The 17,053-nt window shown below is 55.0% G+C and carries 13 protein-coding genes; 7 read left to right on the forward strand and 6 right to left on the reverse strand.

All coding sequences use genetic code 11. From position 1 onward, the window contains the following. Positions 1-45: 45 nt before the first annotated feature. The 5 genes from MRX98_RS12990 to MRX98_RS13010 all read right to left on the reverse strand — a co-directional run bounded on the left by MRX98_RS12990 (position 46) and on the right by MRX98_RS13010 (position 8,017). A complete protein-coding gene (locus MRX98_RS12990; protein ID WP_246909341.1) occupies positions 46-1,116 on the reverse strand; it encodes an ABC transporter permease in 1,071 nt (356 codons plus the stop codon). Continuing rightward, on the reverse strand, positions 1,040-2,794 hold the full coding sequence (locus tag MRX98_RS12995) for an ABC transporter substrate-binding protein (RefSeq protein ID WP_246909343.1): 1,755 nt from the start codon (positions 2,792-2,794) through the stop codon (positions 1,040-1,042). Before MRX98_RS12995 ends, MRX98_RS12990 begins: the two co-directional genes overlap by 77 nt. Before the next feature lie 85 nt (positions 2,795-2,879). Continuing rightward, positions 2,880-3,869 carry a glutathione synthase gene (gene gshB / locus MRX98_RS13000; RefSeq protein ID WP_246909346.1) on the reverse strand — a complete coding sequence of 330 codons (990 nt, stop codon included), beginning with the start codon at positions 3,867-3,869 and terminating at the stop codon, positions 2,880-2,882. A 37-nt stretch (positions 3,870-3,906) separates the two neighbouring features. Then, positions 3,907-7,155, reverse strand: coding sequence for an Npt1/Npt2 family nucleotide transporter (locus MRX98_RS13005; protein ID WP_246909347.1), 3,249 nt, complete (start codon positions 7,153-7,155; stop codon positions 3,907-3,909). Positions 7,156-7,183: 28 nt separating this feature from the next. Continuing rightward, complete coding sequence (locus MRX98_RS13010; RefSeq protein ID WP_246909349.1) at positions 7,184-8,017, reverse strand: formylglycine-generating enzyme family protein; 834 nt, start codon at positions 8,015-8,017, stop codon at positions 7,184-7,186. A 334-nt stretch (positions 8,018-8,351) separates the two neighbouring features. Between MRX98_RS13010 and MRX98_RS13015 the strand changes: the two genes are divergently transcribed. The 4 genes from MRX98_RS13015 (at position 8,352) to MRX98_RS13030 (ending at position 12,521) form a co-directional block, all read left to right on the forward strand. Further along, positions 8,352-8,759 carry a GNAT family N-acetyltransferase gene (locus tag MRX98_RS13015; protein ID WP_246909351.1) on the forward strand — a complete coding sequence of 136 codons (408 nt, stop codon included), beginning with the start codon at positions 8,352-8,354 and terminating at the stop codon, positions 8,757-8,759. Between the two features lie 11 nt (positions 8,760-8,770). After that, on the forward strand, positions 8,771-9,664 hold the full coding sequence (locus tag MRX98_RS13020; protein WP_246909363.1) for an ATP-grasp domain-containing protein: 894 nt from the start codon (positions 8,771-8,773) through the stop codon (positions 9,662-9,664). Positions 9,665-9,693: 29 nt separating this feature from the next. Continuing rightward, positions 9,694-10,836: a hypothetical protein gene (locus tag MRX98_RS13025; RefSeq protein ID WP_246909365.1), complete on the forward strand. Its 1,143-nt coding sequence runs from the start codon at positions 9,694-9,696 to the stop codon at positions 10,834-10,836. Positions 10,837-11,066: 230 nt separating this feature from the next. After that, positions 11,067-12,521, forward strand: coding sequence for an adenylate/guanylate cyclase domain-containing protein (locus MRX98_RS13030; protein WP_246909368.1), 1,455 nt, complete (start codon positions 11,067-11,069; stop codon positions 12,519-12,521). 125 nt (positions 12,522-12,646) lie between these two features. On the opposite strand, the gene MRX98_RS13035 is transcribed toward MRX98_RS13030, so the two are convergent. Next, positions 12,647-13,993, reverse strand: coding sequence for a sodium-dependent transporter (locus MRX98_RS13035; RefSeq protein ID WP_246909370.1), 1,347 nt, complete (start codon positions 13,991-13,993; stop codon positions 12,647-12,649). Positions 13,994-14,307: 314 nt separating this feature from the next. On the opposite strand from MRX98_RS13035, the gene MRX98_RS13040 reads away from it, so the two are divergent. The 3 genes from MRX98_RS13040 (at position 14,308) to MRX98_RS13050 (ending at position 16,964) form a co-directional block, all read left to right on the forward strand. Continuing rightward, complete coding sequence (locus MRX98_RS13040) at positions 14,308-15,072, forward strand: MEDS domain-containing protein (protein WP_246909378.1); 765 nt, start codon at positions 14,308-14,310, stop codon at positions 15,070-15,072. Between the two features lie 101 nt (positions 15,073-15,173). After that, positions 15,174-15,905, forward strand: a complete 732-nt coding sequence (locus MRX98_RS13045) for a TVP38/TMEM64 family protein (protein WP_246909386.1) — start codon at positions 15,174-15,176, stop codon at positions 15,903-15,905. A gap of 24 nt (positions 15,906-15,929) precedes the next feature. Then, positions 15,930-16,964 carry a biotin synthase BioB gene (locus tag MRX98_RS13050; protein ID WP_246909388.1) on the forward strand — a complete coding sequence of 345 codons (1,035 nt, stop codon included), beginning with the start codon at positions 15,930-15,932 and terminating at the stop codon, positions 16,962-16,964. The last annotated feature ends 89 nt before the right edge of the window (positions 16,965-17,053 follow it).

Raw genomic sequence — 17,053 nt, forward strand, 5'->3', positions numbered from 1 at the left:
TTTGAGCGTTGAAGATCTTTTTGTGCACAACCAAAGATACTGCCACTAATACCTGATTCGGGGATCAAGATACGCATAAAGAATGTCCACAATCAGGTTGGCCACAAGCACGACCAGGGCAATGAACATAAAGGATGCCATGGCCAGGGGGTAATCGCTGTTGCTCACGGCGAAAATAAGTTCCCTGCCGATGCCCGGCCATGAAAACACTGTTTCCGTCAATGCCCCGCCATTCACGGAAAAAGCAAGGCTCAGACCCACCGATGTGATCACCGGTAGTGCGGCGTTCGGCGCTGCATGGTGGTTTCGAACCTGCTTTTCGGTGAGTCCCTTGGCCCTTGCGGTAATGATATAGTCTTCCTTGATTGTTTCGAGCATGCTGCTGCGCATGATCAATAGGTAGGCACCCGTATTGACTATGCAAAGTGTCAATAGAGGAAGCAATAGATGATGGAGGATATCCGTTGCTTTTGCCCAAAACCCCAAGTTGGGGAGCACCCAGATTTCGGGTGTTATCATGCCACTTAAAGGGAACCAGCCCACCCGGAACGCAAAGAACCAAATGGACAACAAGGCGATCCATGGAAGAAAGAGGGTGCTGCAAAGCAGGGAAAATATGGTCACCGTTGCATCCAAAGGCCCGCCTTTGTGCCAGGCAATGAGTTTGCCGCACCAGACGCCCGCCATGGCCGCGAGTATGGTGGCGGTTGTGAATAGTAGGATAGTGGCCGGCAAGCGTTCACTGATGATTTCGATCACAGGCCGTCCATAGTGAAAGGAGGTGCCGAAATTGCCCCTGAAAAAATTTTTCAAATAGAGCAGATACTGGGTCCAAAGCGGTCGATCCAAGCCTAGTTGTTGGACCAGTCGATCCACGTCCTCCGGTGTCATGGTCAGATCCACCATCATCGAAACAGGATCTCCCGGTGCGAGGTGAAACAATACAAACAATCCTGTCAAGATGATGAAGAACACTACCAGGATCTCGATACTGCGTTTGAATATCATTCGTTTTAGATTCATAATGTCGTTTCCGGCATCAATTGTCGATGTCCCTTGCCGCTTGCCGCGTTTGCGGTCTGACCCTGCAGATGGACCAGATGTTGCCGATGCCATCGATCATCTGCTCCCAGTGGGCGAATCGGTTCGTATTGACGGCTTCGATGGCCACTGGGTTGTACAGGGGTATGTAGGGCACGTCCGCCATAATGATCCGTTGCATATCGTTCACAAGATACCGACGTCGGCTTGGGTCCATGGCTTTGCCCGATTCGTCCGCGAGTCGGTCAAAAACCGGATTGCGATAGCCGCTCATGTTCCAGCCGCCTGGACGATCATTGGCCGAGTGAAAGAAATTGCGCAGGTAGTCCGGGTCGAGGGAGAGCTGGCCGTAGCCCAGGATAAAAGTCTCAAAATCATGCCGGTCCTTGATGCGCTGCAGCAGCGCGCCGAAGGACATGGGTCTGGCCGAAGCCGGGAGTCCGAGGTCCTTGAGCCATTCCTGTATGATGACACCGCAAGTGGCGCGTGCGGGGTCATAATCGGCCGGCGGTGTCAGTATGGCGAAATCCGCCATCGGCTGCCCATCGGGCAGGATGATGCGTGAAGGCGAAACGACGCTGCCGGCGTCGTTTACCGGTGGCCGATCCCAAGTGTAGCCGCCTTCGGAGAGCAAACGGTAGGCTGCCTTGATGCGATCGCTTCTGGTCATGCCGCGGCCGTAACGAGGCAAACCATCGGCATGCCAGAAGGTGTTTTCCGATGGAACAATGGAATCCATGGGCGCGGCAAATCCCTGGAGCACGCGCTCGATAATGAATTCCTTGTCAATAAGAAACGACACGGCCCGCCGGATCGCCGGATCGGAGAAGGGCGCATGCCTGACATTGAAACCCATGTAATAGAGAGCGCTTCTGTCACTCAAATATACTTTCGTGTTTTCATTTCCTCTCAGCCCATCGATGTAGCCGGGTTGTATGGGCCACCAAAAATAATCGACGGCATTCCTTTTTAGGGCCAAAATGGCTACATCGGCAGTGCTGTAAATTTTGAAGAGGATGCTATCGGCATACGGACCGAGTCGGCGGTTGCTGATGACGAGATTTTTACCGAAAAAATGGGGATTGTTTATTAAATGCAGGAAGGCACCTTGACGCCACTGCTCGATCACGTAAGGCCCGCTGCCCATGGGGCTTGAAATTTTTGCATTTAAAAGTGCCACAAGTGGTTTTTTCGTGTTTTCGGCTTGTTGCGCGATAGGCGCCCATTGGCTTTTGGGGACAATGTAATTGACCAGGGTTTTGGTCAAGAAGATGGCGCGCGGCTCGCTGAGGAAAAACCGGACGGTTGTGTCATCCACGGCAACCGTTTTTTCAACAAACTGCCATTGGGAAAAATACCTCGGCACCTTGAATCGTCGGATCAAGTCTACGGTGAAAACGACGTCGTCGGCCGTGACAGGAGTGCCATCGGACCATTTCGCATGGCGTAGCGCAACTGTGTAGGATATCGTTTCAGGGTCAAATTGGGGCATCGCGGCCGCCAGCCATGGCACCAACTCCAGCGTGTCCGGATCGTAAGTGTATAGTGGCTGGTAGATCAGGGATAAAACTTTTCTCGAATTGGTATCGCTGGCAAGCCATATATTGGTGGTCCGGGGTTCTTCCATCAGGCCGATACGCAGCATGTTTTCGTCGCTGTTGCCGGGACCGCAGCCAAGGATAAGGAAAAGCATGTATACGAAAATGAGATGGTTGAAAGTCTCTTTGCGGCGTTTTGCAAGCAAGATCATCATCCTTCATTTCATTGGCCGGCTGCCTGGATGCAGCCCGAAACCATTCTTAAAGCGCTTTTGTATGGCATGTTCTGCTTTGTTGCAATCACTCTTGGCGTCGCGCAGATTGCTCTTCGACAAAGTCGATCACCTGTTGCTCAATGCGACAGTTGTTGAGCCTGTTGATCCTGGGGATACCGCCAGGGCTGACACAATTGATCTCGATGAGCATTTCATCAATCACATCGATACCGACAAAGTAAAGCCCATCCTTTACAAGTTTTGGTTTGATGCGTTCACATAACGCCCTTTCCTTAGGTGAAACATCATGGGCATAAGCACTGCCGCCCACTTTGATATTGGTCCTGAAACTTCCCTCGGGAGGCATTCTTTTCATGGCGCCCACAATCTCTCCGTTGAGAAGTAAAATGCGGACATCCCCTTGTTCCTTGACCGCTTTGAGGTATTCCTGAACCATGATTTGTTCTCGTTCGGCATAGGGTCTATGGGAGCCCACATAAAAGTTGATCAGCGAGTTCAGATTTTCCGGGTCCCTGGTGGATACCTTGATAATCCCTTCGCCGCCGAACCGCCCCAGCGGCTTGATCACCATGTCGCCGCCGAAGTTGTCGATAATTCTGCGAAGTCTTACCGGGTCCCTTGAGATATGGGTTTCCGGTGTAAGGTCGGGAAAATTGAGCGTGTAGAGCTTGCTGTTGCCGAACACCATGCCGATAGGGGCATTGACCATGAACACTTTATCGGAAATGGGCGCCAGCATTTCTATTGAACCGTAGTTGAGCGGCGGGTCTTTGCGCAAGAACAGGACATCGAGATCGACCAGGGATTCAAAAACAAGCGCTTCTTCTCTTTCCTGGCCAATGATCGCCTGCCAATAGTCATCAAGCGGCATACCCGGCGGGACCGTAATGTCTTTCATGCGGGCAACGATCTGCTGTTTACGTATATAAATATCATGGGGTTCCAGAAAAAAGACGCTGTGGCCGCGTTGGTTGGTTTCGTACATCAAGGCGGCCGTGGTTTCGTATGCCGGGTCGATGGATTCGAGGCGGTCCATGAGAAAGGCAATTTTCATCAGGGCGTTTCCTCCTTTAAGGGTCCAACCCAAAGGATCAAACAGTCTTCGCCAGTCGTGATTGCAGGTTTCGCAGCCGATGGCTCAAAGCCGTGCAAATTCCAAGCGCGATCCGCGGATATTCCCGAACCAGTTCGTTGAAAGCTTGTTTGTGCAGAATGAGGAAGCGCGACGGTTCACTGGTTCCGATGGTGGCCGAACGTGTCATTTTCTCAAAAAGCGCCATTTCGCCGAAACAGTCCCCTTCACTCATGGTGTCGAGTTGTATTTCCTTCCCCCCATCTCCGTGCTTAGTGACCGAAACCGCGCCGGAAATGATTAGAAAGACCTCTTCGCCCGATTCCCCTTCCTTGATCACGGTTTCATTTTCCTGGTATTCACGAGTCTCGGTGACAGACGCGATCGCTCCGAGTTCACTGACGCTTAGTTCCGAGAAGATAGCAATGTTCCTCAACAATAGAATTTTTTCGGCGATGGTCAATGCGCGATCCATGACACTTTTCTCCATTGCGGTCTCCTTGTTGGCCAGTGCACACAGAAGATTGTCAGCGGCCTCCTGAACTGGTGTGACGGTAGACGTACAATGCTCTGTGATGGTGTTCGTATGACGCAAAATCGCTTCAAACTGCCCCGCATCCGCCAGGGTATGCAAAATGGAAAGGGCCAAAACCTGCTCAATCCAATCGCGACTGTTCAATAATAAGGGAAACAAGTCCTCTTCAACCCTGTGGAAGGTCGGTAACCGGAAAAATTGTTTGCCGGTGGCCAGTGTTCGCTTCAATGAAAAGCCTTCGAGCAGAGGTTGGAACATCCTGAAAAGCCGTTTGTCTACGCTGTCGCCCAACAGCTCGATGGCATTTCCCCGGATCCGGTTGTTTTTTGAGAAAAGGCCTCTGCGCAGGGTTTTCATACGGTCGTCGCCGCTATGGATGGCCAGCACGCGAAATATATTTTCCATGGTGAGATCGATTTTTTCCATCAGATGATCTACCAGCAACTGTCGGCTTTGGCTCTCTGTAAATCTGCCAAGGGCTTCGGCCTTGGCCGTAAAAAAGTAGCATTGTTCAAGCGCCCCCTCCATGAAACGGTACAGGTCCAAATTCTTGATTTGAAGTGTCTCCAGAAGGTTGAAAATGTTTTCCCGCAGATGTCGATTGGGCTTGCTTAAAGAAGCGATGAGCTGTTGGCCGTTTATGTAGCGGCCTTCCCGGATCTGTGTTTTTGCCTGTTCGCGGACCCTTTTGTCGGCGTCCCCCAGAAGGTCGATCGCTGTCTCGAATGTCTCGGCATCTTCGATGGTCAATACGGACAGAGCGGCATGGCGGACATCCGCTATGGGATGATCGAGCAGGCTCTTGGCCAATGTGCCGACGTGTTCGCTCTCCAGTTTATGCAGCGCCAGCAGGATGTCACCCGCCAGGGATGGATGCCTGTCGCTGCGGATCATGCTTTCCAGTTGCGGGGCGAAATTGCTCTGTTGCGCTGTTTCTCCGGCGGCGATGATACCGCTTCTGAGCAAGTGGTCATTATCGGATGCCAGCCATTGACTGATCTTTTTCAGTGCGGTGGTCGGATCGTACGGGTAGAGGCAGGCGGCAGCATAGCCCCTGACTTCTGGATCCGTGTCCGCCATCAAGGAGCGGAACGCTTCGAGATCCATTTGTAATTTCAGTTCGCCCGCCTGGATGTGTCTCATGGCCTTGACGATCGACACCCGCAAATTTGGTGGACTTGCCGGGAGCATCGCCCGCAGGTTTTTGAATGTTTGGTAATCGATATTTTCCGAGAGCATCTCCACAAGCTTCACTTGTGTCGCCTCGTCCTGATTTGGAATGGTTTTCAGAATCAACGCATCGATTTCATCCACATTAAGGCTTTTCAGCAGTTTGGCATACCAGATGGCATCGGTCCCGGTGGAGTTCAAGAAAACTTGCACCAGCGCCTCGCCCGCAATGTCTTTTTTGAAAAGCTTGCCCGGATTTTTTTCTTCCAGGCTTCTTATGTCCAGCATGTTACTGGAAACGAGACTCGTCAAAATGGATGTGTACTTCTTTTTCAGCACCATCGGAGCGGCGAACCAGGCCAATACAAACGGCAGGGCCACCAGAGACAAAAATTTGGGATGATAGCTATTGACGGATGTCAAGATGAGGGCCGAACCCAACAGCAACCCGGCCCTGACCACCGTACCCCTCAGAAACGGCCGCACCATGGCCCTGTAGGATTCAGGAAACAAGCCGATGAGGATCGAGTTGGCCGGCATGTTGATGGTCGTGCGCAGTACGTTGGTGGACATTCTGGCATAAACGGCAGAAAAAACCCCGAAGCTCAAAAAAAACGCCATAAAGGCGACCGCATAATTCAGCGGGTGTAGCATCAGGGCAATGGGTAGACCGAAAGAACCGTACAATCGTCCCACAAAAAGAAGCAGGACAAGACTGACAATATTAAGAAAACCCCTAAAATAGCTGAAAAAAACGAGCATGCCCGACTCGGTGGGGAAATGTATGTCCACCGCGAAATTAAATTGGTAATTCATTATGGGAATCACCACATTGGGCATAAAGGTCAAGACCAAAACGATTTTGAACAGGGTGGATTGCTTCAGCAAGGGCCAGACCCGTTTGATTTCTTCCGAAATAGAATTGCGTTTGCGTTGCCCCTTTTCCCTGCTGTCACCAAGCATGATGGACGGAAATTGTCTTCCCATCCCTTTAACCAGAGCTGCACCCGCAAGGGTCGTTGCCAGGTAAACGTAGAGCAAGTTGTCAAAATGCAACAGGTTTGCCAGCAGAGGGGTGCCAAAACTACTGATAATCAGCCCGATCACGCCACCGGCGGTCAGCAGCGGGAAAAGCCGTTTTGCCTGGCGGGTGTTGAACAAATCGTTGGCCAGGTTCCAGAAAAGCAGTGCCTGGAGCAACTCGAACTGGCTTTTGAGCATGAACAGAAGCGGATAGATGATTTCCAAACCCATGGGAATGCTCATGCGGATCGCGGCCACGACAAGGCCGCAAACGACAAACAGGTAAAAAAGAATCTTCGCGCCGGACATCCTGGACATGAACGCCGCCATGATCCCGGTGATAAAAAAGGTCACAACCGTGTTGATCATATTGACGACGGGCATGTATTCGATACCGTAACGCTTGAGGAATACGGTTTCGGCGTAATTGTTCAAAATCATGCCGGAGCTGCGCACGAAAAACAAGAGGGCGGCGGTCCACAAGAAGACGGCCACCTCATCTTCATATAGTTTCAACCAGTGGAGCACGGACTCGCGCATCAGCATATCTCCGGCATAGGCTGTTGCATCAGGGGAGATCCATTACGAGGCGGAAACCAGTGGTTCGCATTTTCGCAGCCGGGTGCGCATGGGCGCGATTGGCGGATCTTACCTGGTAGCCATGACCGAACCAACTGCCTCCCCTGCGCACGCGTCGGGTGCAGTCGGAAGGGGCCGGTTGTTCGGGTTCAAGATAGCTTCGGAAACAGTCCGCCGTCCATTCCCACACGTTACCGTGCATATCGTATAAGCTCCATGGGTTGGGCGCATAGGTTTTGACGGGTGCCGGCTTGTTGGGTTTGAGCCCTATGCTTTTTACATGGGCCACGCAATCTTTCACGCGCACCTGACTGTTCGCGTAAAGCGCTTTGTTGCAGTCGATGCTGTCGCCCCAGGGATAGGCGGTACGGGTGCCGGCCCGGGCGGCGTATTCCCATTCGGCCTCGGTGGGCAGCCGATACTTTCGATTATCCCTTTTAGCGAGCGCCGTTATAAATTTCTGGGTGTCATGCCAGGAAACCCGGGTCACCGGTAAACGGGGATTCTTGTGGCGCGCAAAGAACCACGGACGCCCCATCACCTCCTGCCATTGCCCCACAGTGACCGGGGTGTTTTGCATGTAGAAAGGGTTTTCAATGACAGCCCTGTGTAATATTTCGCTTTCGCTGCGATTCAATTCATCTTCAGGGCTTCCCATTAGAAAAGTGCCCGGCGCGATGTGAACAAATTCCATTCCTATCTGGTTGCTAATGCTTTTACGGTCTTCAGCTTGTTCGTTGCTGCCGGGGGCAACGGCTGCCAACAGAACCAAAAAGGCGATCAACGCAACTGGATATCGCCATTTTGTAGTCGATGGGGTCATCGCTCCTCCTCGACCGGATGCACCTTTTCGCATGTTGCAAGATGCGCGGGGCGCACCTCAATTTCCGTGCCATTGGTGTTTTCCATGGATCAAAACTGACAAAAATGATTATAATCCTGATCATAGCATGCAAAAACCACAGAAACTGGTGGCTTTGAACAGCCCCGATCGCCCTTGATGATTCAAAAATATGGAAAGGAAACAAGGAGGCTTCGATGTGAACACCGTGGGTAGCGAACATGCGCTTGACTATTTTTATTCCCCTCCCGACCGCCTTGCACCCGGCATCCTGGATGCCATATGCGATCTTGTAGCAGCGGGCGGCTCTGTGTCAATGACATTTGTACGCGCCAACCTGGAAAGGGCTTTTCTGATCGGCTATGTCAAAGACGGCGATGAGATCGTCGGCTGTTCGAGTCTCAAGCACCCGCGGCCGGAGTTTCTCGCAACGGTTCGGGAGCAGACAGGTATCGACCTTGCGAACTATTTGGAACGCGGCTACACTTCGGTCAAGCCCGAATATCGAAAAAGGGGTATCGGTTCCACTTTGTTGGCCGGCTTGACATCACGCATCGGGGAGCGGAAACTGTTTTCGGTGATCGGTGAAGACAACATCGGCGGCAGGAAAATCGCCTTGAACAATCGCACCAAGCGGGTTGCGGTGTATCAGAGCAGGAAAACAGGCAAAAAGCTGGGCATCTGGATACCCGAGTGGATGCTGGAAGACGGGGTTGACCGTTGATGGACATCGGCGTGCTGACTGTAAAGGACGAGGGGTATCACCCGAACCGTCGGCTCAAGGAAGCCGCCATGGCCAGGGGGTTCTCATTGGCCCTGATCGATCCGCGCAAGGTTACAGCCGGCATCGACAAAGGAAGGTTACGCATCGGCGGTCTGCCCGGTGGCCAGCTGCCCGGGGTGATCCTGCCGCGTCAGGGCTCCCAGATCAGCAACGCGAGCATTGTCGTGCTGGCTCATCTGCAGGTGGCGGGAATTCCAATGGTCAACGCCCTTGCATCGGTTTTGACGGCCAAGAACAAGTTTGCCACGCTGCAGGTGCTGGCCGCAAATGGTGTTCGCGTGCCCGATTCGATTTTTGTCAATTCAGATGAGGCGTTTTTTCGCGCCGTGGAAACCCTCGGGGGGTACCCCATGGTTTGCAAGAAGACGTCCGGTCGAAAAGGTCGGGAAGTGTTTTTGGCGGAGAATCCGATATCGGCCCAAGAGATCATCAATGCGCATCTTGATTCGGGTGGTGATGGTCTGATTCTGCAGCGGTTCATCCCCCCCGGGAATGGGCGCAGGGACTTTCGCGTAATGGTCATTGGCGGCACAGTGGCCGCGGCAATGCAGATGACCGTGCCCGAAGGTGATTTTCGGTCCAATTTCGGCCTGTCCGGCAGCAGCCGGCCCGCCGTGCTTGCCGAAGCGGCCAAAGAGACGGCCATTCAATGCGCCCGGGCAACAGGGCTTGGCATTGCCGGGGTCGATCTCATCGAAACCGACACCAATGGTATATTCGCCATCGAGGCGAATTACGCGCCGGGCTTCAAGGGGTTGGAAATGGCCACCGGTTTGGATATCGCGACCATGATCATTGATTTTGCGGCCACTTTCCTGAGCCGAAACAAGTCGAGGACCGGTTGATATAACGGGCCTACAAGTGCAGGGGTAATATGCGTATCTCGAACTTCAACCTGACTGAGGCGGACCATCGCTTTCGAACCAGCGCAACGGTTGTCTGGGAGGACAGTGATCGGCCGGAAAAAGAGATCTTTATCGAAACCACCGCGCCCAATGCCGGCGCCCTTTCCGTCAATCCCCACGCATTTCTGGTGGGTTGCCTGATTCCCGCGATCCATCTGGGAGAAAAACGAATCGCCATTAGCGGCAGCATCTGCCCCGGGTTGATGGAGGGGTTGACATCGGCCATGGCCCTGATGCGGGTGTGGTCCAACGGCGCCATGCAGCCGCTTGTCATCGAGCCTCAAAAGGTAACTGAAAAACCAGGTATAGACAATCGGGGCCGTGCCGGAATGGTTTATTCCGGCGGCATCGATTCCATTGCCACACTTCGTGCCAATATGCTGCGCTACCCTGCCGAGCACCCCGGCGCCATCAAAGACTGTTTTTTCATTCACGGTTTCGACATCGGCGGGGTGGTGGCCCGGGGCATGAAGTACCACGTGTTCGACCGGGGACTCGCGGCAATGGAGCGCGTTACCACCGCGGCCGGTGTTGAAGCCATTCCCGTTTACACCAATATCAGGCATTTGTGCGATGACCGGGACCTGTGGCTGAACCGTTTTTTCGGGGCGGTGCTGGCGGCGGTGGGGCACGCTTTTTCCAAACGGGTCGACCTGTTTTGCATCGCCGCCTCTTATGATCTTGAAAACCTGGCACCTTGCGGCTCCCATCCCCTGCTCGATCCCCTCTATTCCAGTTTCGACCTGGCCATTGCCCACAAGGACGCCCATTTAAAGAGAATCGACAAACTTCGGCTCGTTGCGGACTGGGAGCCGGCCTTCCAGAATTTCAGGGTGTGTCTGGCCAACGTCGAGGACCGGTTAAACTGCGGCAAGTGCGAAAAATGCGTCAGGACCATGACCGGTCTGGTGGCCATAGAGGCATTGCACAAAACCAGTGCATTTGCGGCGGACGATGTCACGCCGGAAATGTTCGCGCCTTTCAGGATCGACATCCGGCACCGGGAACCATTTTATTTGGAACTCCTGCCGGCGCTCGAGAAGCAGGGCCGAATGGATTTGGTGAGCACCATTCGTTCAAAACTAAAGGGTCCGGCAACGAGCGCTTCTTAACGGGTGCCGCCTTTTTCTTGTAAGTTTTTTCCACTCAACGAGACCAAAGGTCACGGCGATATTGTTCCCTCTTCAAAAGGGCCGGGTATCTGAAACCGGCTTTACGGCTTTGGTGTGCCGGCAGACGGTTTGCCTTCTTGCGAGGTCATTATCCTGGATCGTTTGTTGACAATGTGCGCCAAGCTCACAATCATTAAACCTTAACCGCAACGCTCATTGGAATAGTGCGCATGGAAAACGAAAGTTCAGACCCGCCAGGAAAGCCTTCGGCCGGTATTCCCGGTATTCGCTACATCTTGGTAGCCGGCGTCTTCTGGCGTATTCTCATCATAGAGGCGGTCCTACTGGTGGGTTCGGTGTTGTATCGGATGGTTTCCGAGAATGCCGGCCCCGTGGAGTTGTTCTGGTACGCGGTGCGCATTGTTTTGCTGGTGATCATCATCCTGCTGTTCATGATGATCACCTTGCGACGGTTTCTGGAGAAAAAAATCATTCAACCCCTGGAGGCCGTTTCGGCCGCCAACTTGCGATTGGATGTGGCCAATCCCCAAGTGGACAACATTCCCCTGGATGCCGATGCCGCCCTTGAGATACGGGATATCGTCAAAACGCGCTCGAAGATGCTCGATGCCCTCATCAAGGTCTCCCAGCAACGATTGAACCTGGTCAATTTTATCAGGGACACCTTTGGCCGCTATCTGTCCCGGAGCATTGTAAACGAGATTCTGGAATCCCCAAACGGCCGCAACATCGGTGGCCGGCGCCAGACAGTGACCGTATTGATGTCCGATTTAAGAGGCTTTTCAGACCTTTCCGACGATCGGGACCCGGAGGAAATGGTACGGATCCTCAACCGCTACCTTGAAACGATGACAAAGGTGATTCACGATTATGAGGGTGTAATCGACGAGTTTATCGGGGATGCCATTCTCACTGTATTCGGTATTCCCGAACCCAGACCGGACGACTCGCTGCGTGCCGTGGCATGTGCGCTGGACATGCAGCGGGCACTTGCCCATTTGAATCGTCAGATGGTGCAGGAGGGGCTGCCCACGCTGGAAATGGGGATCGGTATCAACACGGGCGCGGTGGTGGTGGGGAACTTGGGGTCCGAAGCCAGAACCAAGTACGGCCTGGTCGGCTCTGTGGTGAATGTCGCTTCACGGATCGAATCCAATACGGTCGGCGGGCAGGTGCTGGTGGGCGAGGCCACCTACGATCAAGTGCGGGGCAAGGTGACCGCCCAGTCGCCCATGACGGTTATGATGAAGGGTTTCAAAAAACCGTTGGTCTGTTACCCGGTAACGGCCGTTGGAGCGCCCTACGATATCGCTTTGCCCGAAATTGATGAGCACCGCGAGGCGCGCCAGGAGATTCGGTTGCCCTTGGCGCTTTGGCGCCTGGAGGGCAAGAAAGTGGCTTCTGAAACCATTTCAGGAGAGACACGTTATCTCGGGGAATCGAGCTTGGAAATCGATATTCCGGTCCGCCTGGAACCCCTGACCGATGTGAAGCTGCAATTGGTCTTTTGTCAAGATGTGCACTGCTTTTCAGACATCTATGGCAAGGTGCTGGCGGTGGAAACGCAAAACGGACGGTTGCGCCACCGATTACGGGTAACTTACATGGTGCAGGACGACAGGGAGTTGCTGCGAAAATGGATTGCGGATGCCTCGCCCTCCTGACGCGCGACCGCGGCGCACCTATACGTCAGGATACCACCACCGGCCTTTGCTCCGGCAATGCGACCGCAGACACAGGCTGAATATTACTGGACCGCTTGCTGCCGCTGCAGACCAGAACGCCCCTTTTACTGCCCACTGAATTTCTGAAAAAGCCCCGTCACCATGACCAGGGCAATGGCGGCCGGGGCAATATACTTGATCATGACGCCGAACCAGCGGCCAATCCTTATGTTGCCGGCGGGCCGGTTGGCCTCCCGGCACAATTCGCGGGCTGACCAGACATGACCTGCAAAAAATGCTGTCAGCAGCCCCCCCAAGGGTAGGAGAAGGTTGCTGGCCAAAAAATCGTAGGTGTCCAGGATGTCCATGCCGAAAAACCGCACATGGCTCAGAAGGCTGTAGCCGAGGGTGCAGGGGATCCCGATGACAAAGATGGCCGCGCCCATGAGAAGGGACGCCTTGGGCCTGGACCACTGCTTTTCATCCACCAGCCAGGCGACGACCACTTCCAGCAGGGAGATGGCGGAAGTCAAGGCGGCCACGCCCAGCAGCAAGAAGAAGAGAACACCGAAAAGGCTGCCGCCGGGCATGGCCGCGAAGACGGCGGGCAGGGTGATGAAGGCCAGGCCGGGACCGGCCGCGGGGTCGAAGCCCAAAGCGAACACCGCCGGGAAAATGGCGAAGCCGGCGATGACGGCGATGAGGGTGTCCAGGCCGACGACCCAGCCGGCGTTGTCGGGTATCGTGTGCTTTTCGCTGAGATAACTGCCGTAGGTGATCATGGCGCCCATGCCCAGGCTCAGGGTGAAGAAGGCTTGGCCGATGGCCGCCAGAAAGGTTTGGGCGGTCACCTCGTCGAAGCGCGGTGATAAATAGAAGGCGACACCCGCCCCGGCGCCGTCCAGTGTCAGGGAGCGGAGTACCAGGATGAGCAGGATGCCGAACAGGGCCGGCATGAGGATCCGCACCCAGCGCTGAATGCCCTTGATCACCCCGGCCACGATGATCCCCAGGGTCAACAGCATGAACAACGCGTGCCAGAAGATCGGAGGCCAGACGCTGCCGATGTGGCCCATGAAGGTGCCGGCAAAGTCCATGTCCGGTGCAAAGCCCGCCACTGCTTTGAAAATATAGGCCAAGGCCCAGCCGGCCACAATGGAGTAAAAAGAGAGGATGACAAATCCGGCGCTGACCCCCATGGCCCCTATCAGCCACCAGGGTGTTCCCGGCGCCAGGGACAGAAACGCGCCCACGGGGTTGCGTTGGGTTTTGCGGCCGATGGTGATCTCGGTGACGACCAAGGGGTAACCGATCATCACGATGGCCACCAGGTATATGAGCACGAAAGCCGCGCCGCCGTTGGTCCCGGTCACATAGGAAAACCGCCAGATGTTGCCCAGGCCAACGGCGGAACCCGCGGCCGCCAAAACAAAGGCCAAGCGGCTGGACCATTGTTCTCTGTGTCCGATCATATAAGACCTCGCAAGTATCCGTTCAATTTTCGTGGCAGGACAGCCGATGCAATTGTCGCCGCTGATCCATCGCTGGTCGCAGCGCGTGTGCCGGCATCAAGTGCACTATAAAACATCACATGCCGATGTCATTTACTGGACCGGACCGCTGACGATCATCGACAATCACCGTTGCCCGCCGGAATTGCTGTGGCCGGGGCGGCCGTGTCAAGTTGTTTGACATAATGATGAATAGCAATGTACAACAATGATTAACAATTTTATCACCGCTCTGATGTTCGGCGGGAAATCACCTTGCGAGGGAACATCGTACCATGAAGCAATTGCTCAACATCCATCAAGCAGCTCGTTTTTTGAACGTTTCGGAAATGACCGTGCGACGGTGGACCAACGCGGGCGATTTGCGTTGCTATCGCATCGGCGCGAGGCGTGCCAGGCGTTTCAAAATCGAGGATCTCGTCGCCTACCTCGAGGTGCGGGACCAGCCGGTGTCGCCGCCCGTCGGCGTGCCGTTGGGTTACAACGGCCTGCAAGCGCCGGAAGGCACTCACCTTGCACACTTTCCCATGGATGCTTTCGAGGCGCTGGATCTTGCCGTGGGGTATATTTGCAATGGCCTGTCCAGTCATGAGACGGTTTGTGTCGTGGCACCTGATAATCGCATGGGACAGATTGTGCAGCGCATGCGGTCGAGCGGTGTGGACCCCGCGGCCTGCCGGCATTCCGGAGACTGTTTTTTTTCCGAGGGGATGGACACGCCAACGGGTCAGGCGCGCTTCTTGGCGGAGGTTGCCGAACGAACCGGGCAGCGCCTCAGGGTCTTCGGCGACATGGCCTGGGCCAAGGAAAAGGGTTGGGGTGCGCAAGAGTTGCGCGAGCTGGAGGATTTGGTCAATGCCGCGTCGTCGCGGGCAGCAGGGAATCTTTATTTGTGCCAATATGCCCTGGATTGCTTCTCCGGGCAAGAGGCCCTGATGGCCATGGAAACCCACAGTCATTGTATTTACCGTGGTTTGCTCAATCATAGCCCATATCATTTTCCGTTAGGGATTCATGGATTCTCCGACCATGGGTCATAAACTGTCCGCCATGCCTGTTCTGTTGATGACCATTCAGGACAGCTGCCTCCGGGGCGCGACTTTTTTACGGGTGGCAACGGCTGAGCAAAGGTTGAGAAGCCATGACACTGCAAAAAAACAATAGATGGGTTGGCAAGGCGGCCTTGGCCGCACTCATCATTGCCGTCCTTTTCGCATTACGATATTTCGAGTTGGGGCAATATCTCTCCCTGGACTATCTGAAGGCGTCCCAAGAGAAATTCCACCAGCTATACCAGTCCCATTGGTTCGCCGTGATCGCCGCCTACATGGGCGTCTATATCGTTGTCACGGCCCTCTCTTTGCCCGGTGCGGCGGTAATGACCTTGGCCGGCGGCGCGATGTTCGGACTGCTCGTGGGCAGCGTGGTGGTATCCTTTGCCAGCACCATCGGCGCCACGCTGGCTTGTGCCGTTTCCCGTTTTCTGCTGCGGGATTGGGTACAGGCCAAATTCGGCGGGAAACTGGCGGCCGTCAATGCCGGCATCGAAAAAGAGGGCGCCTTCTACCTTTTCTCCCTTCGACTGGTGCCGATTTTCCCATTTTTTGTCATCAACCTGGTGATGGGGCTCACGCCCATCCGGCTGTTCACCTTTTTCTGGGTGTCGCAGATCGGTATGCTGGCCGGTACCGTGGTCTATGTCAATGCCGGCCGGCAGTTGGCCCGGATCGATTCGGTGTCCGGCATCCTGTCTCCCGGCGTGCTGATCTCCTTTGCTGTTCTGGGATTATTTCCGATCACCGTGAAAAAGTTGCTGATGTTATACAATCGCAAGTCCGGGAAGGCGGAGAAAAGCGTGTCGTCAACACCATAGGCCGACAAGAAAGGGTTTTGACAAATGAAAAGTAACTTCGCACCTCGCTTGGAAGAAATTCTGCTCAAAGCTGAAGAGATGACGCCCCTGACGCGCGATGAGGCACTGGCGTTGATGCGTGTGGAACTGCACTCGACGGCCTGCTATGCCCTGATGGCGACTGCCAATCGAATGTCGCGGTCGCGGTTCGGCGGCAAGGGGGAAAACCATTTTCACATCGGGCTCAATGTCGAGCCCTGCCCCTTGGATTGCCGGTTTTGCAGCCTGACGCGCAAGGCCGGCATCTTCAAGGAGAAAATCGAATTTCCATTGGACCAGGTGGTGGCTTGGGCCCGCCAGGCGGAAGCCCACGGCGCCGATGCGCTGAACCTGATGACCACCGGCACCTATCCCTTCGAGCGGCTGCTCGAGGTCGGCCGGACGTTGGGCAAGACGGTTGCCGTGCCCCTGGTGGCCAACACCCGGGACATCTCCCATCGCGAAGGGGAGGCGCTGCTGGCGGCGGGATTCGTTGGCGCATACCACGCGGTGCGCCTCGGCGAGGGGCGGGACACCCCCTTGGACCGGGAAAAGCGGATCAAAACCATTCGTGTTTTCAAGGATGTCGGCTTGCAGTGGATGAATTGCGTGGAGCCGGTGGGGCCGGAGCATTCGGCCGAAGAGATCGTGGATCTGATGTTTTTGGCCCGTGACAATGGGGCCACCTACAGCGGCGTCATGCGGCGCATCAATTTCCCGGGCTCCCCCATGGCGGGCTTCGGCATGATCAGCGAACTGGAAATGGCCCGCCTGGTGGCCGTCAGCCGCCTGGTCATGGGGGATGTGCCCAAGGCGCACTGCACCCACGAACCCCATGCCGCATCCTTGATGGCCGGCGCCAACCTCTTTTTCCCCGAAGTGGGGTCCAGCCCGAGAGATGGTGCCGCCGATACCGCCAAGGGCCGCGGCACCGGTATCGAGGCTTGCCGGCGCCTGCAATTGGAGATGGAGTGGGATCCGGGGCTGCCGACCAACTGTTTTTCTTCCCTTGCTGAACGGGATGGGCGCTTGGCGAAGTGATTGTGATGGGGCCGAAAACCTTTGCAACCGCAGCAGGCGTGCCGGCGGGGTGTTCGACCAAGCGCTTGTAGCGGCGAAGTTGAAAGGGG

Source organism: Desulfatitalea alkaliphila, from assembly GCF_022968795.1.
Taxonomy (GTDB): Bacteria; Desulfobacterota; Desulfobacteria; order Desulfobacterales; family Desulfosarcinaceae; genus Desulfatitalea; species Desulfatitalea alkaliphila.